This window comes from Streptomyces pratensis (assembly GCF_016804005.1).
In the GTDB taxonomy this organism is placed as follows: Bacteria; Actinomycetota; Actinomycetes; order Streptomycetales; family Streptomycetaceae; genus Streptomyces; species Streptomyces pratensis_A.
Map to the genome: position 1 here is coordinate 4,969,931 of NZ_CP051486.1, position 25,868 is coordinate 4,995,798.

Sequence of the window (25,868 nt, forward strand, 5' to 3'; positions counted from 1 at the left end):
TACGGCCTGCATGTCCGGACCAGGATCTCCGATATCGGACCCCCAGGCGTCGTGCTCCTGCTGGCTTCTCCGGCTCGTCAGATCGCACCGGATCTGGCTGCGGGTCTACGTCCTCAGTCGGACGCACCTGGCCGAACAACGCTGTACGTCGAAGCCGATGATTTGACCCGGACAACGGTGTGTTGCGTAGCGGAAGGTGATGGTCTTCACTCGTCAACGCGTATTACGCAGGAGAATCGGCAACTGTAAGGTCCTCGGCACACGCCAGTGCCCAGCAACTGAACTGAGAGGGTCACGTGCATGTGAACCGCAACGATGAGCCGATCGCTTGCGGCCGCCGTCTGCTCGCGGCGGCCCCTGATCCCGGTCTTCGTCGTTCTCTGACCGCGGGGTTAGGGTCGTCGGGCTACGTCGTCGAAGCGGTCGAAACCGGGGCTGCGGCCGTCGAATGGCTGGGGCGGCAGCGCTTCGATCTGATCATCGTGGACATGGACATCCCCGACCTGCGGGATCTGTCCCGCCACCGTCCCACTCTGGTCGAACGGCCGCCCATCCTCTGTGTCGCCTCGTGCGATTCGCTGGAGCAGTTGGTACCCGAGATCGGGACAGAGGTGGCCGACTACGTCACCAAGCCGTGCCGCGCCGCTGAACTCCTCGCGCGCGTCCAGGTGCTGCTGCGGGCGAGCAGCGCCGCGAGGGAACCCGTGTTGCGCCACGAGGACCTGATGCTCGACGAGGTCGTCTACCAAGTGTGGCGCGGGGAGCGGCGGCTGGAGGTGACGGCGGCCGAGTACCGGCTGCTGCGTCATCTGCTGCTCAACGCGGGGCGAGTGCTGTCCAAGGAGCAGCTGGCCTGGCAGGTGTGGGGTGAGTCACGTGCCACCAACACCGTGGAGCGGCTCATGTCCCGGCTACGACAGAAGGTCGATCGGACGCAGCCCACGCTCATTCACACTCGGCGTGGATTCGGTTACTGGCTGGGAGACGAAACCGCTCCCAGGGTGTGACCCGCATCACGTCCGCCTATTGACTGGTTGTTGTCCGGAGTCTGTCAGCTGGCTCTGTTTGCATGCGCTTGGCGATGTTTCCCGTCATCCGGTTCCTGTGGTGGCGACGAACTGAGGAGGCCCATGTCCGAGACCCTGAAGCCCGCCGACCGTATACCTGAGTATCCGATGCGGCGGGATCCCCAGTGTCCGTTCGCGCCTACGGCCACGGTGCGGGAGATGACCCGTGAGGAGCCGGTGGGCAAGGTACGGATCTGGGACGGCAGCACTCCCTGGTTCATCACCCGGCACGCCGACCAGCGCGCCCTGCTGAACGATCCGCGGCTGAGCATCGACGAGAAGCGCCCTGGCTATCCGCACATGACGCGCAGCCGTGCGGCGGGCGCCCCGCATCACCCGGCGCTGATCACCAACACCGACCCGCCCGAGCACACCCGGTTGCGCCGGACCGTCAACGCCCCGTTCATGGTCAAGCGGGTCGAGGCGCTGCGGCCGCGCATCCAGGAAGTCCTCGACGGGCTCATCGACGACATGCTCGCCGGGCCGAACCCGGTCGATCTGGTCCAGGCGATCGGCCTGCCGGTCCCCACTCTCGTCATCACCGAGATCCTCGGCGCACCCTACGAGGATCACGAGTTCTTCCAGACCACCAGCCACGTGCTGATCAGCCACGAGTCCACGCCCGAGCAGGCTCAGGAAGCCGGTGGGGCACTGGGCAACTACCTCGGTGAGCTGTTCGCCAGGAAGATGGCCGACCCCGGCGACGACGTGATGTCGGAGATGGCGGGACGGGTCAAGGCGGGAGAGATGTCCGCCGAGGAAGCCATCACGATGTCCAGCGCGATCCTCATCGCCGGCCACGAGACCAGCGCCAGCATGATCTCGCTGGGCACCCTCGCCCTGCTGCAGAACCCCGACCAGCTCCAGCTGCTGCGCGAGCGCAGCGACGACCCCAAGTTCGTCGCCAACGCCGTCGAGGAACTACTGCGCTACCTGACGATCGTGCACTCCGGGATCCGGCGCATAGCCAATGAGGACATCCCGGTACGGGACAAGGTCATCAGGGCCGGCGACGGCGTCATCTTCGAACTGGCCGGGGCCAACTACGACGCCGAGGAGTTCCCCGAGCCGGAGAAGCTGGACCTGAGCCGTCCCGCCCGCCAGCACCACGCGTTCGGATACGGCGCCCACCAGTGCCTGGGCCAGTCCCTCGCCCGGGTGGAACTGCAGGTCGTCTACGCCACCCTCTACCGCCGCATCCCGACCCTGGCGCTCGCCGTCCCGTTCGAGGAGGTGCCGTTCGCCATGGAAGGCGTCGCCTACGGCCTCAAGTCCCTCCCGGTCACCTGGTGAAGAAAGCAGCAACGATGAGCATGTACATCGAGTTCGACGAACCCAAGTGCGTCGCCGCGGGGCAGTGCGCCATGGTTGCCCCCGACATCTTCGACCAGCGCGACGACGACGGCGTCGCGATCGTCCTCGATGCCAATCCGGGCCCTGAGCACCACGACGAGGTCCGCGAAGCGGCGGCCGTCTGCCCGGCAGCGGCTCTCCGCCTGGTCGAACAGTGAACCGCATCGTCGTCGTGGGCGCCTCGGCCGCGGGCCTTGCCGCGGCCGAGACCCTGCGCCGCGAAGGTCACACGGGCACGGTCACACTGATCGGCGAGGAGCCGACCGCACCGTACGACCGCCCCCCGCTGTCCAAACAGATCCTCGCCGGCGAATGGGAGACGGAGCGGGTCTCGCTGCGGACCGAGGAGCAGCTCGACGGTCTGAAGCTGGACCTGCGGCTCGGTACCGCTGCCACCGGCCTGGACACCGACGCCCGCCTCGTGCACCTGACCGACGGCGACCAGATCGACTACGACGGGCTGATCGTGGCCACCGGGGTCCGCCCTCGCCGACTCCCCGGCCAGGGCGGCCACGTGCTCCGAACCCTGCACGACGCCCTGGACCTGCGTGAACGGCTCGGCCCCGGGAAGCGGCTCGTCGTGGTCGGCGCCGGATTCCTCGGCGCCGAGGCCGCTGCCGTCGCCCAGGGACTCGGCTGCGAGGTGGTCCTCCTCGAACCGGCGCCGGTGCCCCTGGCCCACGCCGTGGGAGAACAGGTGGGACGGGTGCTGTCGCGGGCCCACCGCGAGCACGGCGTCGATCTGCGCACCGGCGTAGCGGTCGCAGCGGTGTCCGACGACGGCGTGACGCTCGCCGACGACACCCGGATCGAGGCCGACGAGGTACTGGTGGCGATCGGCTCGCTGCCCAACACCGCCTGGCTGGACGGCAGTGGCCTCGACCTCGCCGACGGGCTGGTCTGCGACCAGTACAGCGCGGCCGCCCCCGGTGTCTACGGCGCCGGCGACGTCGCCCGCTGGCACAACCCGCTCTTCGGGGTGTCCATGCGGATCGAGCACCGCACCAACGCCGCCGAACAGGGCATGGCAGCGGCACGCAACCTGCTGTACCCGGACGCACGCAAGCCGTTCGCCCCTGTGCCGTACTTCTGGTCCGACCAGTACGACATGAAGATCCACGCCTACGGCTACCTGCGCGGCCACGACACCGTCGAGATCGCCGAAGGCGACCTCGGACAACGACGGTTCCTGGCCACCTACCGCAAGGAAGGCCGCCTCGTCGGCGCACTCGCGGTCGGCATGCCCCCCAAAGCCATCCGCCCATGGCGGCAGGCTCTTCTCACGGAGGAACGATGAGCGAAACCGACGTCGTCGTGGTCACGGGCGCAGGGGGCATGGGCCTGGCAGTCGCCCGACGCATCGGCAGCGGCCGGAGCGTGGTCCTGGCCGACGCCTCCCCCGAAGCACTCGACCGCGCCGTCTCTGCGCTTCGAGCCGAGGGCTACGCCGCCCAAGGACAGCTCACCGACGTGTCTGATGGTCGGGCCGTGGTCGCACTCGCCGAAGCGGCGAGCGAGGAGGGTCGCGTGACCGCGGTGGTGCACACCGCCGGTGTCTCCGCCGCCACCTCCACGGTCCAGAAGATCATGCAGGTCGACCTGGCCGGCACCGCACATGTCATCGACGCCTTCACGGCCGTCGCGACCCGCGGCACTTCACTGGTCTGTGTCGCCAGCATGGCCGGCCACTACGCGACACTCAGCCGCACAGACGAGAGGCAACTGGCGACAGCGCCCGCCGACGAACTGATGTCCCTCGACGTGGTCACCTCGGCGGGAGAAGACCCGATAGCGGCCTACATCATCGCCAAGCGCGCCAACCAGGTCCGCGTACAGGCCGCAGCCCTGGCCTGGAACCGCCTCGGCGCCCGCATCAACACCATCAGCCCCGGCGTCATCTCCACCCCCATGGCCAAGTCCGAAGCGCAGTCCGCCTCGGGCGACCACATGATGGCCATGCTCGACGCCTGCGGCGCCGGCCGCACCGGAACTCCCGGCGAGATCGCCGAGGCAGCGGCCTTCCTGACCGGCCCCGGCTCGCTCTACATCACGGGCACGGACATCCTCATCGACGGCGGCCAAGCCGCCTGGATTCGCTGGCACCGCCCGCAATAGCGGCAGACGGGGCGACGGCTCGCCTGCAAGGTTGGGGAGAACGGACCTGCCGAGTACCTGAGGACGGGTGGTCCGCAGAGCGCTGCGGCACCACCGCCTCACCTTGAGCAGGTCGGCCTGCAACGGGCGTCGAGCCTCTTCCATCTCGATCAGGAGGCGAGTTCAAGGGCGACAACGGCACGGACGATGGCGGTGATCCGGGCGGTACTGCAGCGAAGCATCTGCAGGGGCCACCAGCATTTGGGGGTGGCCACCGCACGTTCGCCGAAGACGCGGATCTTGGCGTAACCGCGGTTGTGAAGCCGGCGCCAGCCGCGCAAACCCTTGCCGCGGGACGAATGCGGGCCGCGGACCTGCCTCCGGGTGCACTTGTCGGCCCCGCACTTGCATTCGACGGCGGGCCGGGCGATTGCCTGGGCTTGATCCGCTTTGACGGACATTCGAGATCTGGGGTTCATTACCGGGAGGATGTCCATCATGGAGAGCACGGGGAACAAGAAACCTCGCCGCCCTCGTCGTTCGTTCACGCCGGACTTCAAGGCCGAGATCGTCGGGCTCTGCCGACGAGGTGACCGCTCGGTCGGCCAGGTTGCCAAAGACTTCGAACTGACCGAGACCGCGGTGCGGGACTGGGTGAAGCAGGCCGAGGTCGACGCGGGCGAACGCAACGGGCTGACCAGCAATGAGCGCGAGGAACTGGCCGCGTTGCGGCGGGAGAACCGCCGGCTGCGTGAAGATGTCGACGTCCTCAAGCGGGCCACAGCTTTCTTCGCGAAGGAGACCCGGTGACGGTGCACCCGTTCATCGAGGCGGAGAAGCAGGCAGGTCACAGCGTCAAACGGGCGTGTGAGCTGATGAAGGTCTCCCGGACCGCCTTCTATGCCCGTCGCTCCGGTCAGCCCGGCCCTCGTGCGGTGCGGGATGCCGAGCTGACCGAGCAGATCACCGAGGTGCATGCGAAATCACGCGGAACCTATGGGGCCCCGCGCGTGCATGCCGTGCTCATGCGCGAGGGTGCCGGGTGCGGCCTGCCGAGCGTGGCTTCGGATATGAGAATGTTCCTCAGACTCTGCGGGGCCCACGGCCGCCCTCCGGACGGCTTTCCGTACATCGTGGCCAAGTGGTCCGCAGGCGATGCCTCGCCCGCACGATTGAGGCGGGCCGCTTCACTGCTGCTGGTGACGTTCTCGGGGTCGGCCAGGATGCGCCGGGCGACATCTCGGAGCACCTCGGAGGCATGCGGGTGCAGTTCCACGTGGTCGACCTTGCCGCCCATGACCTTTCGCACGTACTGGAAGCCGTACGACGGCTTGCCCTTTGGCCGGCCGGCTGCCCTGATCTTGATCGTGGCGTCGCGGTTCCGGCGCTGGATCGCGCGGAGTTCCATCTGCGCGCCCCAGGCTTCCATGGTGAAGCGGTTCTCGTCGGCCGGGTCGTCCAGTTCCCATGGACCGTCGTGTCCGTACGTGACGAGCATCTTCTTCTCGTCCCGCATCTTGTGTCCGGTGTTCAGGCAGTCGACGACGTTGCGGCCCAGCCGGTCCACGGCGGCCGCGACGAGACCGTCGTAGGGGCCCTTCTCGTCGCGGAGCCAGGGGCCCAGCTTCGGGCGGGAGACGGGGTCGGTGGCGCCCGAGACCTCCCAGTCGTCGGCCCAGCCGATGATGTGCGCGCCAACGGACGCTGCGGCTGTGAGGACGTTCTCCCGCTGACGCTCAGGGGACGACGTCGCCAGCTTCACGCGCGACAGGCGCCGCACGCCGAGCAGGCAATTGCCGCATCCATCGCAGGGACGTTCGATCGCATGTGGGGCCGTACCGTGCAAGATTCTCTCCGTTCACGCACGCGCGGTACGGAGAATCGGCGGCCCGACCCCTGGGAGCGATCTTGGTCAGCCCAGGAAGCTCAGACGAACCTGACGGTTGTGATTAGAGATGTTGGTATCCACCAAGCAGACGGACTGCCACGTACCCAGCTCCAGCCTCCCCCCGATCACCGGCAGAGTGGCGTGCGGCGGTACGAGTGCCGGGAGTACGTGGTCGCGGCCGTGGCCCGGGCTTCCGTGGCGGTGGCGCCAGCGGTCGTCGGCGGGGAGCAGGGTCTGCAGGGCGGTGAGGAGGTCGTCGTCGCTGCCGGCTCCGGTTTCGAGGATCGCGATCCCGGCGGTGGCGTGGGGCACGAAGACGTTGAGCAGGCCGTCCCCGCCGTGAGCGACCCGGGTGAGGAACTGTTCGCAGTCCGCCGTCAGGTCCGCGACCGTCTCGGTCCGTCCCGTGGTGACGCTCAGCAGATGCGTGGTGAAGGAGGGCATGGGCCCATTCTGTCGCCGATGGGAAGCATCGCGCTCGCGGGAAGATCCAGGAGTCGCGCACGGTTGGTAGAAACGTGAACAACTTCGGGATCCGAGAGCTGGACGTGGTGGTCATCGGCGCCGGGCAGGCGGGGCTGTCCGCCGCCCATCACCTGGTACGCGTCGGCTTCGAGCCCGACCGGGACTTCGTCGTACTGGATCACGCGCCCCGACCGGGCGGCGCCTGGCAGTTCCGCTGGCCGTCGCTCACCTACGGCAAGGTGCACGGCATGCACTCCCTGCCTGGCATGGAACTGACGGACGCCGATGACAGCCTGCCCTCGTCCGAGGTGATCGCCGCCTACTTCGACGCGTACGAGCGCCGGTTCGGCCTGCGGGTGCACCGCCCGGTCGACGTGAACGCGGTGCGCGACGGTGAGCGTGGCCGACTGCTCGTCGAGACCTCGAAGGGCACGTACGCCGCGCGTTCGCTGATCAACGCGACCGGCACCTGGGACCGGCCGTTCTGGCCTCGCTATCCGGGTCAGGAGACCTTTCGTGGGCGCCAGCTGCACACGGCGGACTATCCGGGGCCGGCGGAGTTCGCCGGCCTGCGGGTGGTCGTGGTCGGCGGTGGCGCGTCGGGCACCCAGCACTTGATGGAAATCGCCGAGGTGGCCACGGAGACGCACTGGGTGACGCGGCGTCCCCCCGTGTTCCGGGAAGGCCCGTTCGGCGAGGAGCAGGGGCGGGCAGCAGTGGCCATGGTGGAGGAACGCGTACGTCGCGGGCTCCCGCCGCAGAGCGTGGTGAGCGTGACCGGGCTCCCGCTCAACGACGCGGTCCGGCGCGCACGCGAGCGGGGAATCCTCGACCGGCTCCCCATGTTCGACCGGATCACACCGGACGGGGTGGTCTGGTCCGACGGCCGCGCGGTGGACGCCGATGTGATCCTGTGGGCGACCGGATTCCGGGCTGCCGTCGATCATCTGGCACCGCTGGGACTCCGCGAGCCGGGCGGTGGTATCCGTGTCGAGGACACCCGGGCGGTGCGGGACGCGCGGGTCCACCTCGTCGGTTACGGTCCGTCCGCCAGCACGATCGGTGCCAATCGGGCCGGCCGGGCCGCGGTACGTTCGGTCACGCGGCTCCTGGAGGGGGTGCCGGCCTGAGCGGGCCGAGCGATGGGCTCGTCCGAAGGTCTCCACAGCGGCGCCGCTACGCGCCCCACGGGGGAGCGGCGCCGCCGCTGTGCGTCCACTCCCTCAAGCCCGGGGATCCCTGACGGCCGGTCCGGTGAACGGGGGCAGGTCGGCGAAGTCCGGATCGACGGTGACCGCCTCGGACAGCGCGTCGAGCGTACGGCGTACCCGGGTGAGCGGGTGGTCGGGGAACTTGGCGTCCCACCGGGCATGGTCCGCCGCGTGGAAGGGAAGGCCGCCCTGCACGTCGGGGGCGTAGGGATGCGGACGGAAGTAAACCTCGGGCCCGACTTCCCCCATGACGACGGCTTCCCTCATCCCTGTCATCCCCCGCTCCGGCGCCTGGATCTTCACCACCGTGCTGCACCCTTGGCGGGGCACCGTGAAGCTTCCGATGAACACCTGTCCGCTGGACTGCTGGGGCAGCGGCAGCTTGAGTATCTGCCTCAGCGCGGGCAGTTCACCCAGTCGTTTCACCGACGCTTCGATGAGGCCGCCGCCCGCCTGAGCCGTCCAGTGGGTGAGCGCGGTCCGCAGCGCGGGGCCGTCGTCCAGGCCTGCCGGAAGGTCCGGCGGAAGGGCGAAGTAGTGCACCGACAGCACATCGCCGTCGTCGTTCGTCCAGGCGTCGCTGGGGGCGTCGCCATCATTGTCCAGGGGCCGGTATCCGGGGAGTTCCACCCCATGCAGTGCTCTCATGCGTGGCGATCATGCCGCACCCCCGGGCAGCCCCACAGTAGGGCCGGTGCCGCACGCCCCACACCCGGGCCCGTGCCACACGCTCCGCAGCGCGGTCGCCGGCAGAGGCTCCGCAGCCGGGCCGGTGCCTCACGCTCCGCAGCCGAGCCGTGGATCACGTAACGGCCGGGGTCGGGTGGCTGTCGCGGCGGATCAGAGCGGCATAGCGCCCGTCACGCGCGAGCAGCTCATCGTGCGTGCCGCGCTCGGCCGCACGGCCTTCGTCCAGGACGACGATCTGGTCCGCATCCCGCACTGTGGAGAGCCGGTGCGCGATGGTGAGAGTGGTACGGCCCTTCGAAAGTGCGTCGATGGCTTGCTGCACCGCGTGTTCCGTACGGGTGTCGAGGGCGCTTGTCGCCTCGTCGAGGATCAGTACTGGCGGATCCCGGAGAATCGTGCGGGCTATCGCCAGCCTCTGCTTCTCCCCGCCGGAGAAGCGGTACCCGCGTTCGCCGACAAGGGTGTCGTAACCGTCGGGCAGCCCGGCGATGTGGTCGTGGATCTGCGCGGTGCGGGCAGCTGCCTCGATCTCCTCGGCGGTGGCGTCCGGTTTGGCGAAGCGAAGGTTGTCGGCGACCGAGGCGTGGAAGAGGTAGGTCTCCTGGGAGACCACCCCGATGGCCCGGGCGAGGGTGTCGAAGTCCAGGTCACGCACATCGACGCCGTCGATCGTGACTCGGCCCGCCGTGACGTCGTACAGCCGCGGCACCAGATAGCTCAGCGTGGACTTGCCCGACCCCGTGGGGCCGACGACGGCAAGGCTGTTCCCGGCGGGCACCGTCACGTCGATGCCGCTCAGGGTCGGCCGTCCGCTGTTCACGTCGTAACTGAAGCTGACGTCCTCGAAGGCGATCTCGCCGCGGATCTTCTCCAGTCGGACGGGCCTCTCCGGCTCGGTGATGTCCACCTCGAGATCGAGGTACTCGAAGATGCGCGCGAACAGGGCGAGGGATGTCTGCATCTGCACACCGGTGGAGAGCAGGCTCACGGCCGGGCGGAACAGGCCCTGCTGGAGCGAGACGAAGGCGACCAGGGTGCCGATGGAGACTGCTGTGGCACCCGACTGGAGAGTCAGGCCTGCTGCCCAGTAGATGACGGCGGGCATGGCCGCCATCACGATCCCGATGGTCGACATCCTCCAGCGCCCCGCCATGTTGGAGCGCACTTCGAGGTCGACCAGGCGCTCCGACTCCTCCGAGAAGGCCTTGGTGAGGGAGTCCGAGCGGCCCATCGTCCGGCCGAGCAGGATGCCGCTGACCGAGAGCGATTCGGTGACCGTGGCTGCCATGGCGGCCATCTGTTTCTGGCGCTGGGTGGTGATCTTCTTGCGCTCCCGGCCGACGCGACGGCTGATCCAGACGAAGACGGGGAGCAGGAGCAGCGAGACGACGGTGAGGCGCCAGTCCAGCGCGAGCATGGCGACCACCGTGGCGATCACGGCCGTGAGGTTGGAGACCAGGGAGGTCGCGGTCGAGGTGACCGTGGCCTGCATTCCGCCGATGTCGTTGGCGATGCGCGACTGGACCTCGCCCGTGCGGGTCCGGGTGAAGAAGGCGAGCGGCATCCGCTGGAGCTGGGTGTAGACGGCGGTGCGCAGGTCGTGCATGACACGCTGCCCGACCGTCGTGGAGATCAGGGTCTGGAGAACGCCGAAGACACTGTTCATCACGGCGGTGAGGATCATGCCGAGCGCGAGCAACGTGAGCAAGCCCGTGCGGCCCTGAGGGATCGCGGTGTCCAGGATCTCCCGGAGCAGGAACGGGGAGGCGACCGATACCAGGGAGGAGGCGCCGACCAGCAGTCCGACCACCGCGAGTCTGCCGCGGTAGGGATGGAAGAGCCGGAAGATGCGGCGCAGCTGGGCGGGCGGCTGCCCGGCTTCATCGCCCGGAGGTGTCCAGGTGGGTTCGTCGGGTTTCATGGGCTCCTTCGAGAGCGTGCGGCGGGAGGGTTGCTCGGGTTTCTTCGGCTGGGGCGGAGCTCCCGGCAGCCGACAGACGAGCCAGCTTTCGGGAGCCTAGCTCATTGTTACCTCTATTCACAATGAACGAGGTCCTGATATTGTTCCCTCATGGACTCCCCCGACTCCGACGGCATGCTCGCCGAGCAGCTGCTGCGGCTCACGCGCCGCCTCCAGCGCATCCAGAGCCGGCAGCTGGAGCCGATCGGCATCACTCCGGCCCAGTTCCGCCTCCTGCGCACGACCGCGCACTACGAGGGCCCTCCCCGGATGGCCGATCTCGCCGAGCGCCTGGACGTCGTCCCCCGAGCGGTGACCACTCTGGTCGACGGCCTGGAGGCGAGCGGCCGGGTGCGGCGCGCACCGGATCCCACCAACCGCCGGGTGATACGTATCGAGATCACCGAGGAGGGCCGGGCGGTGCTCCGTTCGATGCGCGACGCGCGGAAGGCCGCCGCGGAGGAGATCCTGGCTCCATTGACCGCCGAACAGCGTGAGGTGCTCGGCGGGCTGCTCACCGCTCTGGTCGACGGGATGCCGGAGCGGCGCCGCTGCTGAGGCAAGGGTGCGGCCACCGCACCACACCGTCGAGGGGATCCTGACATGCCGCTGCTGGAGCCGAAGCCGGATGCCCTGCGTCCTCTTGCCGCACGGGCGCCGTCCCCCGATCGGGTGCCCGGATGGAAGGCGTCCGGGACACCGGCGGAGCTGAGGGCCGGCCTGACCGCTCTGCTCGGTCCCGAGAAGGTGCTGTGGAAGATCTCCGACCTCGTTCGGTACGCCTCCGATGCCAGCCCCTACCGCTTCCTTCCGCAGGTCGTGCTGGTCCCCGCGGACCTCGACGACGTATCGGCGATCCTCTCCTACGCTCACGGCAACGGCCGCGGAGTGGTCTTCCGGGCAGCCGGGACCAGCCTCAACGGCCAGGCGCAGGGCGAGGACATCCTCGTCGACGTACGACGGCACTGGACGGGGATCGAGGTCCTGGACGACGGCGCCCGCGCCCGGATCCGGCCCGGGACCACCGTCATGCGGGCCAATGCCGCTCTCGCCCGGCACGGCCGGATCCTCGGCCCCGACCCAGCCAGTGCCATCGCCTGCACCGTCGGCGGTGTCGTGGCGAACAACGCCTCGGGGATGACCGCGGGGATCCACAGGAATTCGTACCGCACGGTCTCCTCGCTGACCTTCGTCCTGCCCAGCGGCACGGTGGTCGACACGGGCGAGGCGTGCGCCGACGAACTGCTGCGGCACGCGGAGCCCCGTCTGTGCGACGAACTGCTGGCACTCAAGGCGGAGATCGAGGCCGACGATCGGCTCACCGCCAGAATTCGCGCCAAGTACGAGATCAAGAACACCAACGGCTACCGCCTCGACGCGTTCCTCGACGGATCGACCCCCGTGGAGATCCTGCGCGGCCTGATGGTCGGCTCCGAGGGCACCTTCGGCTTCATCTCCGAGGTCGTCTTCGACACGCTTCCCCTGGACCGCCACGTCTCCTCCGCGCTGCTGTTCTTTCCCTCGCTCACGGCGGCAGCGGCGTCGGTGCCCCGGTTCAACGACGCGGGAGCGGTGGCCGTGGAGCTGATGGACGGCAACACCTTGCGCGCCTCGGTCCGTGTCGACGGTGTCCCCTCCGACTGGGCGGGGCTCCCGCAGGGGACGACGGCGCTCCTGGTGGAGTTCCGCGCACCGGACGAGAGCGCGCTGGCCGCCTGCGAGCAGGCCGCGGCAAGGGTCGTCGCGGGGCTCGATCTGGTGGCTCCTGCCGTCTCCGTCACCAATCAGTTCACCAGGGACGCCGCCACGGTCTCCGGGTACTGGAAGGCACGCAAGGCGTTCGTGACCGCCGTCGGCGGCTCCCGCCCCTCGGGTACGACGCTGATCACCGAGGATTTCGCAGTCCCGCCGTCCAGGCTCTCGGAGGCCTGCGAGGCCTTGCTCGCCCTCCAGGCCGTCCATGGGTTCGACGCCGCTGTCGCAGGCCACGCGGCACACGGGAATCTGCACTTCCTGCTCGCCTTCGACGCCGCGAAGCCGGCCGACGTCGCCCGGTACGCGGCGTTCATGGAGGAGTTCTGCACGCTCGTCGTCGACCGCTTCGACGGATCGCTGAAAGCGGAGCACGCCACCGGCCGCAACATCGCACCTTTCCTGGAGCGGGAATGGGGCACCCCCGCGACCGAGATCATGTGGCGCACGAAACAGGCCATCGACCCTGACGGGGTGCTGGCACCCCGGATCGTCCTCGACCGGGATCCGAGGGCACATCTGCGCGGGCTCAAGACCATTCCCAAGATCGAGCCGGTCGCCGACCCGTGCATCGAATGCGGGTTCTGCGAGCCGACCTGCCCCAGTGAGGACCTCACCACAACGCCACGTCAAAGGATCGTGCTGCGCAGGGAGATGATGCGGCAGCAGGGCGGCTCCCCCGTGGAGACGGGGCTTCTGGACGACTACGGCTACGACGCGGTGGACACCTGCGCCGGCGACTCCACGTGCAAGCTCGCGTGTCCGGTCGGCATCGACACCGGAGCCATGATGAAGGACTTCCGCCATCATCGGCACTCCCCGCGTGAGGAGCGGGTCGCGGCTCTGACCGCGCAGCACTTCAAGGTCGTCGAGGCCTCGGCACGGATCGCTGTCGGCGTGGCCGACGCCGTCACCCGCCGCGCCGGCGACCGGCTGCTCCAGGCCGTGACCCGCCTGGCCCGCAGGGCCGTCCGCCCGGATCTGATGCCGGAGTGGCTGCCCGAGATCCCCGGCGCCGCTCCCCGCGCGCTGCCGCCCACCTCCCGGGTGGGTGCGAGCGCTGTCTACTACCCGGCCTGCGTGAACCGCATCTTCGCCGGCCCGGAGGACGAGGGCGCGCTGTCGCTCGCCGAGTCCGTCGTCTCCCTGTCCGCGCGAGCCGGCAGGCCCGTATGGATTCCCGAGGACGTCGCGGGTACCTGCTGCGCGACGATCTGGCACTCGAAAGGGTACGACGTGGCCAACGCGGTGATGGCCAACCGCATCGTGCAGGCCGCCTGGGGCTGGACCGCCGGTGGCGCGCTGCCTCTGGTGGTGGACGCGTCGTCGTGCACGCTGGGCCTGGCTCACGAGGTGGTGCCGTATCTCACCGAGGAGAACAGGGCGCTGCATCAGGAGCTGAGCATCGTCGACTCGCTCGTCTGGGCTGCCGATGAGCTGCTCCCCTCGCTGACCGTGTTCCGCAGGACAGCTTCCGCCGTCCTGCATCCCACCTGCTCGATGGAGCATCTGGGCGACGTGCCACACCTGCGTGCGCTGGCCGAGGCGTGCGCCGAGGAGGTCGTCATGCCCGACGACGCGGGCTGCTGCGGGTTCGCCGGCGACCGCGGCATGCTGCACAAGGAACTCACCGACTCGGCGACGGCCAAGGAGGCGGCGGAGGTCAATACCCGGGTGTATGACGCCTACCTGTCGGCGAACCGGATGTGCGAGATCGGGATGGACCGGGCTACCGGCCACCACTACCGCTCGGCGCTCATCGAGCTCGAGAGGGCGACCCGGCCCGTGCTCTGACAGCGAGAACACGCGCAGGCATCCGACCGTGAGAACGACCTCGGACCCTGCCCCGCGCCGTCCTCCCACCGCAAGAACGACCTCCGACCTAGGCCCCGCGCCGTCCTCCCACCGCAAGAACGACCTCCGACCTAGGCCCCGCGCCGTCCTCCCACCGCAAGAACGACCTCCGACCTAGGCCCCGCACCGCCGTCCGACCGCAAGGACGGCCTTGGACCGAGGTCCAGCACCGCCGTCCGACCGCGAGAGCACGCGCAGTCCACCGACCGCGAGGACGTCCGTGGTCCGAGGGCCGGTGGAAAATAATCGGTTGCCCCGGACAGGGCCGGGAAGCGAACCTTGCACGGTTTGGTCCCCCCACTGTTCCACGAGGTCCGCCACGGATCTCCGCTTCCGATCCTTGGGACGTCATGCAGATTCGCGATCTTCCGTACTCGGATCCCGGCGATCCCGACGTACGGTCAGGACCCCGCTTCCTGTTCTGGCTCGGGCGAAGTCAGCTCACCGGACAGCTCAAGTCCCTTTCCTGGGGGCTTCTGCACCACTGTGCGATCGCGGGCCTCCCGCTCGCCGTCGGACTGGCGGTGCAGGCCGTCATCGACGATTCCGGCCGGGACCTCGTAGTGGCCGGCGTCCTCCTCGTCGCCCTCGGCGTCCTCATCGCCGTGGGCGACACCATGCTCCACCGGACGGCGGTCACCAACTGGATCACCGCTGCGGCCCGGGTTCAGCAGCTGCTGGCGCGCAGGACGGCCGAGCTGGGCTCGGCGCTGACCCGGCGGGTTGCGGCCGGTGAAGTGGTCGCGGTGTCCACGGGCGACGTCGAAAAAATTGGATGGTTCGTCGAGGCGCTGTCGCGCTTCTTGGCCGCCTTGACCGCACTCGTACTGATCTGCGTCGGGCTGGTCCTCTACCTGCCCTCACTCGGTGTGCTGGTCGCGATCGCCACCCCGGTGCTTGCGCTCGCCGTGCTGCCGCTGCTCCCCCGGGCCACCCGCCGGGCGGATCTGCAGCGTGAGAAGGCGGGCCGGGCCACGGAACTGGCCTCCGACACGGTCGCCGGGCTGCGGGTGCTCCGCGGCATCGGCGGCGAGGAGCTGTTCCTCGAACGCTACCGGCGTGCGTCCCAGGAGGTCCGCAAGGCCGCCGTGCGCAGTGCGCGGATGTGGGCGCTGATCTCCGCGATCCAGGTGTTCCTGCCGGGAGTGCTGCTGATCTCGCTGGTCTGGTACGGCGCCACCCTCGCCCGGGACGGCCGGATCGACGTCGGCCAGCTGGTCACCGTGTACAGCGCGGCGACCCTGATGCTCTTCCCCCTGCGCAATGTGGAGGAGATCGCCATGGCGTACTCCTTCTCCCGGCCGTCGGCCCAGCGAGCCGTCCGGGTGCTGTCGCTACGTCGCAGTTCGCATGCGCCGTCGGCGGATGCGACGGTGCCCCGGGGTGATCTCTACGACCCGGTCACCGGACTGATGGCGCCGCAAGGCCTGTTCACCGCCGTGGTCTGCGGCGATCCCGATGAAGCGGGGCGGCTGGCCGAACGGCTCGGCGGCCACGCGGAGCCGGACGACGCGTCCGGACCCGTCCCTTCGGTGCTGCTCGGCGGTGTGCCGCTGGACGAGCTGCCGCTCGAGACGGCACGGTCCGCGGTGCTGGTGCAGGACAAGGACCCCGTGCTGCTCTCGGGGACGCTGCGGGAGCTGATGGACGTCCCGTCATCGGGCAACGTGACGGCCGAGGACGCGCTCGCCGCCGCCCGGTGCGGTGACGTGCTGGACGCGCTGTCCCAGGCGTCCGTCGACGCGGACGGTGAGCCGATGAACACCCGGATCACCGAGCGCGGCAGGTCGCTGTCCGGCGGCCAGCGCCAGCGGCTGGCACTGGCCCGTTCGCTGGTCACCGATCCGGAGGCGCTCGTGCTCGACGAGCCGACGTCCGCCGTGGACTCGCACACGGAGGCCAGGGTCGCCGCCGGTATCGAGCAGCTGCGCCGGGGCCGTACGACCGTGGCCTTCGCCTCGTCGCCGCTGCTGCTCGACCTCGCCGACCGTGTCGTGCTCCTTCGCGGCGGCACTGTCGTGGCTGCGGGCACACACCGCGAACTGTTGCGTCACGAACCTCTGTACCGGGCGGTCGTGACCCGTGAGACCGAGGACGAGGCCGTGGCACCGGCGGCACAGGACGGGCTGACCGCGGCCGACGGCCTCCGACCGGCTCTGGCCGTCGAGGAAATCGAGGAGAGAGCATGATCGGCCTGGCACCACCGGAGCACGACCCGGCCGCACCGGAGTCGGCGACGACCCTCCCGGTCGGTACGCCGACGACCGTTCGGGCCTACGTGAAAGCTCTGCTGCGGCGTCACCGCAGACCCTTCGCGGTACTCGTCGCGGTCAACGCGGTCGCGGTGATCGCGTCGATCACCGGCCCGTATCTGCTGGGCGGACTGGTCGAGGACCTCTCGAACGGGGTCACCGACCTCCATCTGGAACGCACCGCCGCTGTGTTCGCGCTCGCGCTGGTCGTGCAGACCGTGTTCACCCGCACCATGCGGCTGCGCGGGGCCATGCTCGGTGAGGAGATGCTCGCCGACCTGCGGGAGGACTTCCTCGTCCGGTCGGTCGGGCTGCCGCCCGGCGTCCTGGAGCGGGCCGGTACCGGTGATCTGCTGTCCAGGATCACGACGGACATCGACCGGCTGGCCAACGCGATGCGTGAGGCGGTGCCGCAGCTGGCGATCGGGGTGGTCTGGGCCGGGCTGTTGCTCGGCGCCCTGACCGTCACCGCCCCGCCCCTGGCGCTGGCCGTACTCATCGCACTGCCGGTCCTGATCGTCGGCTGCCGCTGGTACTTCCGGCGTGCCCCCTCCGCCTACCGCTCCGAGGCGGCGGGATACGCAGCCGTCGCGGCCGTACTCGCGGAGACCGTGGACGCCGGCCGGACCGTGGAGTCCCACCGGCTGGGGGCCCGGAGGGTCGCGCTGTCGGACCGGCGGGTCAAGGAGTGGACGGCCTGGGAGCGGTACACCCTGTTCCTGCGCTCGGTTCTCTTCCCTGTCATCAACACCACCTACGTGACGATTCTCGGCGCGGTCCTGCTGCTCGGCGGCTGGTTCGTGATGGAGGGCTGGATCACCGTCGGTCAGCTGACGACGGGCGCGCTCCTGGCGCAGATGATGGTGGACCCGATCGGCCTGATCCTGCGCTGGTACGACGAGTTGCAGGTCGCCCAGGTCTCGCTGGCCAGGCTCGTCGGCGTACGGGAGATCGAGCCCGACGCGGGTGACGACCTCGTCGGCCCCGACGGCCGGGAGGTGAGCGCCGAGGAGGTGCGGTTCGGCTACCGCGCGGGCGTCGACGTCCTGCACAAGGTGTCGCTGGACGTCGCACCCGGAACGCGGCTCGCGCTGGTCGGGCCGTCCGGGGCGGGCAAGTCCACGCTGGGCAGGCTGCTGGCGGGGATCTACGCTCCCCGGGCGGGTTCGGTCTCGCTGGGCGGCGCCGAGCTGTCCCGGATGACGGCGGAGCAGGTGCGGACACACGTGGCTCTCGTGAACCAGGAGCACCACGTGTTCGTGGGTTCGCTCCGGGACAACCTCCTGCTCGCCCGCACGGATGCCGAGGACGCGGAGCTGTGGGCTTCGCTCGCCGCGGTGGACGCGGACGGCTGGGCGAAGGCCCTCGATGAGGGGCTGGACACGGAGGTCGGCTCGGGCGGGCTGGCCCTCACCCCGGCGCAGGCGCAGCAGATCGCCCTGGCGCGCCTGGTCCTGGCGGACCCGCACACGCTGGTGCTGGACGAGGCGACATCACTGCTCGACCCGCGGGCCGCCCGTCATCTGGAGCGTTCACTGGCACGGGTGCTGGACGGCCGTACGGTCGTCGCGATCGCGCACCGGCTGCACACGGCGCACGACGCGGACGTGATCGCGGTGGTGGAGGAGGGCAGGATCAGCGAACTGGGCAGTCACGACGAGCTGGTGGCCGCGGACGGCGCGTACGCGGCGCTGTGGCGCTCCTGGCACGGCTGAGCAGAGCAGGAAGGCGGACTGCGCCACCACGCGTCCCCCGCCGCCGCACGACCGACCGCACACGGCGTCCCTCCCGGCCCGTCCGCTGCGGAAGACGCGTGCGGCGGACGGGCCTCCGCGCTCTGTTTCGGCAGGTGACGACCGAGTACGCGGCTCAGCGCTGTCCGATCCGACTGTCGAGGCGGGAAGGCGGGCATCGAGCAGGCATCGGACCGCCGTGCCGTCGAGGCAGCGAGTGGTGAGTTCGAGCCGGCTGCCGAGCCGTTCCCCGTACTCGAAGGCGCCGGTCTCGACCCAGCGGAGCTCTACGTCCTGCCGGGTGTGTCCTCCACGGCGAGGTCGTTGTTGTCCGTAACGATGCTGTTTCCGCTGTCCGCGGGCACGAATACGGTCCCGTCACCGCCCGCTTCGGCCTGCCCTGTGCCTTCCGGCTCAGAATCCGGGCGCGGAAGCGGGACGTTCCTCGGCCCATGAGCAGCTCCCACGATGTGGGCCTGGGAATGTACGCCGTGGCCGGCCAGGGTGCTTCCGCATCAGAGCCGGCGTCCACGACCGGGGCAGTGTGGGAACCGCCGGCCTTGCGTGCGGCATCGGCATCGGCATCGGCATCGGCATCGGCGCTGAACCGCTCAACGGCAGCGCGCAACTCCGGCGGGTTCGGGACGCGCCACCAACACGGCCACGGCGCGGCCGCCACGCGACCGCGCCGGATCGACGGTCCCGATTCGCCCGAGCCCGGTTCGCGCTCGACGACGTGGGCGCCGATGCGTACCGGCAGCTATGCCCGGACTCCAAGGGCCGCGCGCCTCCTCGTAGGACCGGGCGACAGTACGGCCGCGTTCACCCGGGAAATCGGCCACGAATCAGCTGACACTTCACCTGCCCAGGACGGTGGCGGTCCGGTGGCGGCACGCGCCGCACAAGAGGCGGAGTGAGCGCCCTCCGGTAAGGATGAGGAGTGATCGGCCCTCGATACGGGGCAGGCGAGCGATGACCGCGTAAACCCGAGAAGGGACGCACACCGTGGCACGACCCAGGATTCTCGTTGTCGGCGCCGGCTTTGCCGGGGTCGAGTGCGTGCGCCGGCTGGAGCGCAGCCTCGCCCCGGGCGAGGCGGACATCGCGCTCGTCACCCCGTTCTCGTACCAGCTCTACCTGCCGTTGCTCCCCCAGGTCGCCTCCGGGGTGCTGACCCCGCAGTCGGTCGCGATCTCCCTGCGCCGGAGCCGGCGGCACCGCACCCGCATCGTGCCGGGCGGGGCCATCGGAGTGGATACGAAGGCGAAGGTCTGCGTGGTCCGCAAGATCACGGACGAGATCGTGAACGAGCCGTACGACTACATCGTGATGGCCGCCGGCAGCGTCACCCGTACCTTCGACATCCCGGGACTGGCCGACAACGCCCGGGGCATGAAAACCCTCGCCGAGGCCGCGTACATCCGGGACCACGTCATCTCCCAGCTCGATCTGGCCGATGCCAGTCACGACGAGGAGGAAAGGGCGTCCCGGCTGCAGTTCGTGGTGGTGGGCGGCGGGTACGCCGGTACGGAGACGGCCGCGTGTCTGCAGCTGCTCACCAGCAACGCCGTCAAGCACTACCCCAGGCTGGATCCCAGGCTGATCAAGTGGCACCTGATCGACATCGCACCCAAGCTCATGCCGGAGCTCGGTGACAAGCTCGGTCTCAGCGCCCTCGAGATCCTCCGCAGGCGCGGCATCGAGGTCTCGCTCGGTGTGTCCGTGGCCGAGGCGGGGCCGGACAAGGTGACGTTCACGGACGGCCGGGTCCTGCCCTGCCGCACGCTGATCTGGACGGCCGGAGTCGCGGCGAGTCCGCTCGTCGCCACCCTCGACGCCGAGACGGTACGCGGCCGGCTCGCCGTGTCACCGGAGATGAAGCTGCCCGGCGCGGACGGTGTGTTCGCGCTCGGCGACGCGGCGGCGGTGCCGGACCTGGCCAAGGGCGACGGAGCGATCTGCCCGCCCACCGCTCAGCACGCCATGCGTCAGGGCCGCAAGCTGGCGGACAACATCATCGCGTCGCTGCGAGGCCGTCCGCTGCAGCCTTACGTGCACAAGGACCTCGGTCTGGTAGTGGACCTCGGTGGCCGGGACGCGGTGTCCAAGCCCCTGGGCATCGAGCTGAGGGGCATGCCGGCCCAGGCCGCGGCGCGCGGCTACCACTGGGCGGCTCTGCGGACCAATGTCGCCAAGACCAGGGTCATGACCAACTGGCTGCTCAACGCGATCGCCGGGGACGATTTCGTGCGAACGGGTTTCCAGGCCCGTAAGCAGGCCACCCTGCGTGACTTCGAGTACACCGACGCCTATCTCACACCGGAGGAGATCCGCGCGCACACCGCCGGCGCGGACGCACGCGGCTGAACGGCCCGCACCGGCCCCCTCTCTCCGGCATCCGCCGCGCGGGCGGGGGCCGGGTCATGTCCAGGGCGCCAGGTCCGAAGCACCGTGTCCGGAGCCTCAGGTCCGGGCCTCAGGTCCGGCGGGAGAGGACGGTATCGACCGTGTCCGCCTCCCGGGCGTCCTTGTCCTCGCGGTAGCGCAGGACGCGGGCGAACCGCAGCGTGACACCTGCCGGGTAGCGGGTGGAACTCTGGAGTCCGTCGTAGGCGATCTCCACGACGAGTTCCGGGCGCACCGTCACCACGTGTCCGTCGTCGGCGGTGGCCAGCTCCCTGAGCCGTTCGGTCTGCCAGCTGAGCATGGTGTCCGTGAGCCCTTTGAAGGTCTTGCCCAGCATCGCGAACGTGCCGTCTTCCCGCCGTGCCCCGAGGTGCAGGTTGGAGAGCCTCCCGGTGCGTCTGCCGTGGCCCCATTCGGCGGCCAGCACGACCAGGTCCAGAGTGTGCACGGGCTTCACCTTCAGCCAGGAGGCTCCACGCCGGCCCGCACTGTAGGGCGCCGCGGTGCCCTTGACCACCACGCCCTCGTGTCCGCGGGCCAGGGTTTCCTCGGCGAACGACACGGCAGCCGCCCGCCGGCGCTCGTCCGCGGGGTACTCCACGGCTACGCGCCGTACGCGCATCTCCTCGGGGACCAGTGCGGCCAGATCCAGGTGGCGTTCGGAGAAGGGGAGGTCGAGGAGGTCACGCCCGTCCACGGACAGCACGTCGAAGAAGACGGGGACCACCGGGACGGCGTCCGCCGCGGTGGCGACGTCGCGCCGGGATCCCACCCGGCCGGCGGTCTCCTGGAACGGTCTGGGCCTCCCGTCGGCCCCGAGGGCGATCGCCTCGCCGTCGAGAACGAACCGGTCGGCGTGGAGGCCCTTCACCGCCGCGGCGACTTCGGGGAGCCGGTCGGTGATGTCGTCGAGCGCGCGGGTGTAGACGCGCACCTGCGGCCCGTCACGGTGCACCTGCACGCGGATGCCGTCCAGTTTCTCCTCGACGACGCAGGGTCCCAGCCGGTCGATCGCCTCGGTCACCGAGCGGGCGGTGTGGGCCAGCATGGGCTGGACCGGCCGGCCGACGGTGAGCCTGAAGGACGCGAGGACCCCGGGGCCCTCCGCGAGGAGCGCACGCGCGACTGTGCTCAGCGAGCCGCCGAGCATGACGGCGCGGCGTACCTCTGCGCGCTCAGCTCCGGCTGCGTCGGCCAGGGCGTCGACGGCGACCGCGTCCAGGGCTCCCTGGCGTACCTCACCGGTGAGCAGTGCACGCAGGAAGAACTGTTCGTCCGCGGTGGCGGCACCCAGCAACAGGGCCAGGCGCTCCTTGCGGGCGGACTGCGAGCCCGGGCCGGTCAGGGCACCGATCGCCGTCAGCTCGGCGTCCGTCCCCGCCACGGTCAGCGTGGGTTCACCGGCGGGCGTCACCGGGACGCGCAGGGTGCCCCACCCGATCCCGAGCCGCCCCTGTGGCAGGCGGCCGGCGAGATAGGGGATGACGACCGGGACGTCGTCCGGCTCCGCCTCCCGGAAGAGCCCCGCGAGCAGGGCGGTCTTCCGGGTCCGGGCCGTCGTCGCGGCGACCTCCAGGGACACGTGGGCGAGCCGGGCGAGCAGCATGCCGCCATGGTGCTACGGCGGCGGGCCCGCCGCCCCCCGGAGAGCGTCCGGGTGTCAGATGACGTTGAGCGCCGCCGCGCCGCCCACTCCCCCGAGGATCATGAAGGCGGGCATCAGCACCTTGAGCTCGACCCAGCTCCCGGCCCGGAACCGCATGGCCTTGGGCGGGCCTATCGGGTACCAGCGCTTGCGGCCGAGCGGGATCGGCCACAGTATCGGGCAGCCCGAGACCGTCAGGGCGTCCCCGATGTCGTGGACGAGGGCGCCGAGCACGATCGGCAGCCCGAGCCAGAGGTATTCCTGGCCGGGTGCGCTGAACAGCCAGTCGGAACCGTTGCCGGGCTGGTCGAGCACGCCCGCCAGGATCCAGGCGCTGGTCGCGCCGAGCAGCCATACGAGGACGTCGCTGGAGACCCGGGCCGCCCGCCACAGGAGCCCTTCGACCGCGAGCACGAGGTGGACGAAGAGGATCGCCAGGACCGCCCAACGGCCACCGGTGATCGCCGCGACGGAGGCAGCCCCACCGATCAGCACCGCCCACAGCCATGTGTGGGTGAGGGTGCGGTGGCCGCCGGTCCTGCGCGGGTCACCTGGTCCCTTCGTCGCCTTGTAGACCGCGTAGGAGAGCTTGTCGACGACCTCGCAGAGCGTTTTGGAGATCGGGCCGAAGGCGCGCGAGATGGTCGCCGACTTGTGGTCGAGGTCCGGCGCGAGCGCCGCGCCGGCGGTGATCAGTGCACCGACGACCAGGACGGGCCATGGCATCGTGTGGCCCGCGGCCGCGGCCGCGGCACCCACCCCCAGCCAGGCCGCTGCCCCTGACAGAGAGTGTGCCGGTCCCATCATGGCTGTTTCCCGCCCCCGTAGTGATTCGGCCCTGTGCCCGGGCCGGGCCGCCATTGCCTGTGTACGACAGCCGAGTTGAGTGGGCAGCGTATCGTCCGTGATCTTCGCCGGATCCGCCGGTTCCCTCATCCGGGGCGGAGGCAGGCAAGATGGGGGCGTGACCCTTATCGATCAGCTGCCCCCGACCGCCGACCCGGACGCCCTCTTCGAGTCCTTCTCGTCATGGACCGAATCGCAGGGCATCACCCTCTATCCGGCTCAGGAGGAGGCGCTGATCGAGGTGGTGTCCGGGGCGAACGTGATTCTTTCCACCCCCACGGGCTCGGGAAAGAGCCTGGTCGCGGCGGGTGCGCACTTCACCGCGCTGGCCCAGGACAAGGTCACCTTCTACACCGCCCCGATCAAGGCACTGGTCTCGGAGAAGTTCTTCGACCTGTGCAAACTCTTCGGCACGGAGAACGTCGGCATGCTGACCGGCGACGCCTCGGTCAACGCCGACGCCCCGGTCATCGCCTGCACCGCCGAGGTGCTCGCCTCGATCGCGCTGCGTGACGGCACGTACGCCGACATCGGCCAGGTCGTGATGGACGAGTTCCACTTCTACGCGGAGCCGGACCGTGGCTGGGCCTGGCAGATCCCGATCCTGGAGCTGCCGCAGGCACAGTTCATCCTGATGTCGGCCACCCTCGGTGACGTCAAGATGTTCGAGGAGGATCTGACCCGCCGTACCGGCCGCCCCACCTCGGTGGTGCGTTCCGCGACACGGCCGGTCCCGTTGAGCTACGAGTACCGGCTGACGCCGATCACGGAGACGCTCACCGAGCTGCTGGACACCCGGCAGTCGCCCGTGTACATCGTGCACTTCACGCAGGCCGCGGCCGTCGAGCGCGCGCAGTCGCTGATGAGCATCAACATGTGCACGAAGGAGGAGAAGGAGAAGATCGCCGACCTGATCGGCAACTTCCGCTTCACCACCAAGTTCGGACAGAACCTCTCCCGCTACGTCCGGCACGGGATCGGGGTGCACCACGCGGGCATGCTCCCCAAGTACCGCCGCCTGGTGGAGAAGCTCGCCCAGGCGGGCCTTCTGAAGGTCATCTGCGGGACGGACACGCTGGGTGTCGGGGTCAACGTGCCGATCCGCACGGTGCTGTTCACGGCGCTCACCAAGTACGACGGCACCCGGGTGCGCACGCTGCGGGCCCGGGAGTTCCACCAGATCGCGGGACGCGCCGGCCGGGCCGGGTTCGACACGGCGGGATTCGTCGTCGCGCAGGCCCCCGAGCACGTCATCGAGAACGAGAAGGCCGTCAAGAAGGCGGGCGACGATCCCAAGAAGAAGCGCAAGGTGGTCCGCAAGAAGGCCCCCGAGGGCTTCGTCGCCTGGTCCGAGACGACTTTCGACAAACTGATCCAGTCCGATCCCGAGCCGCTGACCTCGCGTTTCCGGGTCACGCACACCATGCTGCTCTCGGTGATCGCCCGCCCGGGCAACGCCTTCGAGGCGATGCGCCATCTGCTCGAGGACAACCACGAGCCTCGCAGGGCCCAGCTCCGGCACATCCGGCGGGCCATCGCGATCTATCGCTCGCTGCTCGACGGCGGGGTCGTCGAACAGCTCGACACGCCCGACGCCGAGGGCAGGATCGTACGGCTCACGGTCGACCTCCAGCAGGACTTCGCGCTCAACCAGCCGCTGTCCACGTTCGCGCTGGCGGCGTTCGATCTCCTGGACGCCGAATCCCCTTCGTACGCGCTGGACATGGTCTCCGTGGTCGAGTCGACACTCGACGACCCCCGCCAGATCCTGGCCGCCCAGCAGAACAAGGCACGGGGCGAGGCCGTCGGGCAGATGAAGGCGGACGGCGTCGAGTACGAGGAGCGGATGGAGCGGCTGCAGGAGGTCACGTACCCCAAGCCGCTGAGCGAGCTGCTCTGGCACGCCTACGACGTGTACCGCACCAGCCACCCGTGGGTCGGCGACCACCCTGTGTCGCCGAAGTCGGTGATCCGGGACATGTACGAACGGGCCATGACCTTCACGGAGTTCACCTCGAACTACGAGCTGGCCCGCACCGAGGGCATCGTCCTGCGTTATCTGGCGAGCGCCTACAAGGCCCTTGAGCACACCATCCCCGACGACCTGAAGTCCGAGGACCTGGAGGACCTGATTGCCTGGCTGGGCGAGATGGTGCGTCAGGTGGACTCCAGCCTGCTGGACGAGTGGGAGCAGCTGGCCAACCCCGAGGTGGAGACGGCCGAGCAGGCGCAGGAGCGGGCCGACGAGGTCAAGCCCGTGACGGCCAACGCCCGCGCCTTCCGGGTGCTGGTGCGCAACGCCATGTTCCGCCGGGTCGAGCTGGCCGCCCTGGACCGGGTCCGTGACCTGGGTGAGCTGGACGCCGACGCGGGCTGGGACGAGGACGCCTGGGGCGAGGCGATGGACGCGTACTGGGACGCCCACGAGGACCTGGGCACGGGCCCGGACGCGCGCGGCCCGAAGCTGCTGAAGATCGACGAGGACCCCGAGCACGGTCTGTGGCGGGTGTGGCAGGCATTCGCGGACCCGGACGGGGACCACGACTGGGGAATTCGTGCGGAGGTCGATCTCGCGGCCTCCGACGAGGAGGGCCGGGCAGTCGTCCGGGTAACGGCCGTGGGCCAGCTGTGACGGCGCGCCGGCCAGGAGAG

The 25,868-nt window shown here is 69.8% G+C and carries 20 protein-coding genes and 1 pseudogene; 14 read left to right on the forward strand and 7 right to left on the reverse strand.

The window, feature by feature from the left end; genetic code table 11:
* The first annotated feature begins 302 nt into the window (after positions 1 to 302).
* From HED23_RS20100 to HED23_RS20120, 5 genes are all read left to right on the forward strand, one after another.
* The gene (locus HED23_RS20100) at positions 303 to 1,007 is read left to right on the forward strand and encodes a response regulator transcription factor (RefSeq protein WP_203184787.1); all 705 of its coding nucleotides are present in this window, start codon (positions 303 to 305) and stop codon (positions 1,005 to 1,007) included.
* 123 nt (positions 1,008 to 1,130) lie between these two features.
* Entirely contained in the window at positions 1,131 to 2,360 is a 1,230-nt protein-coding gene (locus HED23_RS20105) for a cytochrome P450 (protein WP_203184788.1), read from the forward strand.
* 20 nt (positions 2,361 to 2,380) lie between these two features.
* Entirely contained in the window at positions 2,381 to 2,578 is a 198-nt protein-coding gene (locus HED23_RS20110) for a ferredoxin (RefSeq protein ID WP_203187568.1), read from the forward strand.
* A complete protein-coding gene (locus HED23_RS20115; protein ID WP_203184789.1) occupies positions 2,575 to 3,717 on the forward strand; it encodes an NAD(P)/FAD-dependent oxidoreductase in 1,143 nt (380 codons plus the stop codon). The genes HED23_RS20110 and HED23_RS20115 overlap by 4 nt, the downstream gene beginning before the upstream one ends.
* Positions 3,714 to 4,535 carry an SDR family oxidoreductase gene (locus tag HED23_RS20120; RefSeq protein WP_203184790.1) on the forward strand — a complete coding sequence of 274 codons (822 nt, stop codon included), beginning with the start codon at positions 3,714 to 3,716 and terminating at the stop codon, positions 4,533 to 4,535. The genes HED23_RS20115 and HED23_RS20120 overlap by 4 nt, the downstream gene beginning before the upstream one ends.
* Positions 4,536 to 4,684: 149 nt before the next feature.
* On the opposite strand, the gene HED23_RS20125 is transcribed toward HED23_RS20120, so the two are convergent.
* On the reverse strand, positions 4,685 to 5,014 hold the full coding sequence (locus HED23_RS20125) for a hypothetical protein (protein ID WP_203184791.1): 330 nt from the start codon (positions 5,012 to 5,014) through the stop codon (positions 4,685 to 4,687).
* Between HED23_RS20125 and HED23_RS20130 the strand changes: the two genes are divergently transcribed.
* Both HED23_RS20130 and HED23_RS36125 read left to right on the forward strand, forming a co-directional pair.
* A complete protein-coding gene (locus HED23_RS20130; RefSeq protein WP_203184792.1) occupies positions 5,004 to 5,324 on the forward strand; it encodes a transposase in 321 nt (106 codons plus the stop codon). The two genes, HED23_RS20125 and HED23_RS20130, sit on opposite strands and share 11 nt — an antisense overlap.
* Positions 5,325 to 5,389: 65 nt before the next feature.
* Positions 5,390 to 5,530: pseudogene (locus HED23_RS36125) on the forward strand (IS3 family transposase); the annotation flags it as partial.
* Here the strand turns inward: HED23_RS36125 and HED23_RS20140 are convergent.
* Together HED23_RS20140 and HED23_RS20145 are read right to left on the reverse strand one after the other, a co-directional pair.
* Positions 5,509 to 6,294, reverse strand: a complete 786-nt coding sequence (locus HED23_RS20140; protein ID WP_420803043.1) for a recombinase family protein — start codon at positions 6,292 to 6,294, stop codon at positions 5,509 to 5,511. The pseudogene HED23_RS36125 and the gene HED23_RS20140 sit on opposite strands and share 22 nt — an antisense overlap.
* A 132-nt stretch (positions 6,295 to 6,426) precedes the next feature.
* Positions 6,427 to 6,846, reverse strand: coding sequence for a secondary thiamine-phosphate synthase enzyme YjbQ (locus tag HED23_RS20145; RefSeq protein WP_203184793.1), 420 nt, complete (start codon positions 6,844 to 6,846; stop codon positions 6,427 to 6,429).
* Between the two features lie 89 nt (positions 6,847 to 6,935).
* Here HED23_RS20145 and HED23_RS20150 point away from each other — a divergent pair, with 89 nt between their 5' ends.
* On the forward strand, positions 6,936 to 7,997 hold the full coding sequence (locus HED23_RS20150; RefSeq protein WP_203187569.1) for an NAD(P)-binding domain-containing protein: 1,062 nt from the start codon (positions 6,936 to 6,938) through the stop codon (positions 7,995 to 7,997).
* Between the two features lie 93 nt (positions 7,998 to 8,090).
* On the opposite strand, the gene HED23_RS20155 is transcribed toward HED23_RS20150, so the two are convergent.
* Both HED23_RS20155 and HED23_RS20160 read right to left on the reverse strand, forming a co-directional pair.
* Positions 8,091 to 8,726: a hypothetical protein gene (locus HED23_RS20155; RefSeq protein WP_203184794.1), complete on the reverse strand. Its 636-nt coding sequence runs from the start codon at positions 8,724 to 8,726 to the stop codon at positions 8,091 to 8,093.
* 154 nt (positions 8,727 to 8,880) lie between these two features.
* Positions 8,881 to 10,689 carry an ABC transporter ATP-binding protein gene (locus tag HED23_RS20160; RefSeq protein ID WP_203184795.1) on the reverse strand — a complete coding sequence of 603 codons (1,809 nt, stop codon included), beginning with the start codon at positions 10,687 to 10,689 and terminating at the stop codon, positions 8,881 to 8,883.
* A gap of 150 nt (positions 10,690 to 10,839) precedes the next feature.
* Here HED23_RS20160 and HED23_RS20165 point away from each other — a divergent pair, with 150 nt between their 5' ends.
* From HED23_RS20165 to HED23_RS20185, 5 genes are all read left to right on the forward strand, one after another.
* Complete coding sequence (locus tag HED23_RS20165; protein WP_203184796.1) at positions 10,840 to 11,286, forward strand: MarR family winged helix-turn-helix transcriptional regulator; 447 nt, start codon at positions 10,840 to 10,842, stop codon at positions 11,284 to 11,286.
* A 45-nt stretch (positions 11,287 to 11,331) separates the two neighbouring features.
* Positions 11,332 to 14,274, forward strand: coding sequence for an FAD-binding and (Fe-S)-binding domain-containing protein (locus HED23_RS20170; RefSeq protein WP_203184797.1), 2,943 nt, complete (start codon positions 11,332 to 11,334; stop codon positions 14,272 to 14,274).
* A gap of 410 nt (positions 14,275 to 14,684) precedes the next feature.
* Complete coding sequence (locus HED23_RS20175) at positions 14,685 to 16,523, forward strand: ABC transporter transmembrane domain-containing protein (protein ID WP_203184798.1); 1,839 nt, start codon at positions 14,685 to 14,687, stop codon at positions 16,521 to 16,523.
* On the forward strand, positions 16,520 to 18,301 hold the full coding sequence (locus tag HED23_RS20180; protein ID WP_203184799.1) for an ABC transporter ATP-binding protein: 1,782 nt from the start codon (positions 16,520 to 16,522) through the stop codon (positions 18,299 to 18,301). Before HED23_RS20175 ends, HED23_RS20180 begins: the two co-directional genes overlap by 4 nt.
* Positions 18,302 to 19,324: 1,023 nt before the next feature.
* Positions 19,325 to 20,686, forward strand: coding sequence for an NAD(P)/FAD-dependent oxidoreductase (locus tag HED23_RS20185; protein WP_203184800.1), 1,362 nt, complete (start codon positions 19,325 to 19,327; stop codon positions 20,684 to 20,686).
* A gap of 109 nt (positions 20,687 to 20,795) precedes the next feature.
* On the opposite strand, the gene HED23_RS20190 is transcribed toward HED23_RS20185, so the two are convergent.
* Entirely contained in the window at positions 20,796 to 22,331 is a 1,536-nt protein-coding gene (locus HED23_RS20190; RefSeq protein ID WP_203184801.1) for an ATP-dependent DNA ligase, read from the reverse strand.
* A 54-nt stretch (positions 22,332 to 22,385) separates the two neighbouring features.
* Positions 22,386 to 23,177 (reverse strand): metal-dependent hydrolase, encoded by a 792-nt coding sequence (locus HED23_RS20195; RefSeq protein WP_203184802.1) that lies wholly within the window; start codon positions 23,175 to 23,177, stop codon positions 22,386 to 22,388.
* 157 nt (positions 23,178 to 23,334) lie between these two features.
* Between HED23_RS20195 and HED23_RS20200 the strand changes: the two genes are divergently transcribed.
* Positions 23,335 to 25,848: a DEAD/DEAH box helicase gene (locus tag HED23_RS20200; protein WP_203184803.1), complete on the forward strand. Its 2,514-nt coding sequence runs from the start codon at positions 23,335 to 23,337 to the stop codon at positions 25,846 to 25,848.
* The last annotated feature ends 20 nt before the right edge of the window (positions 25,849 to 25,868 follow it).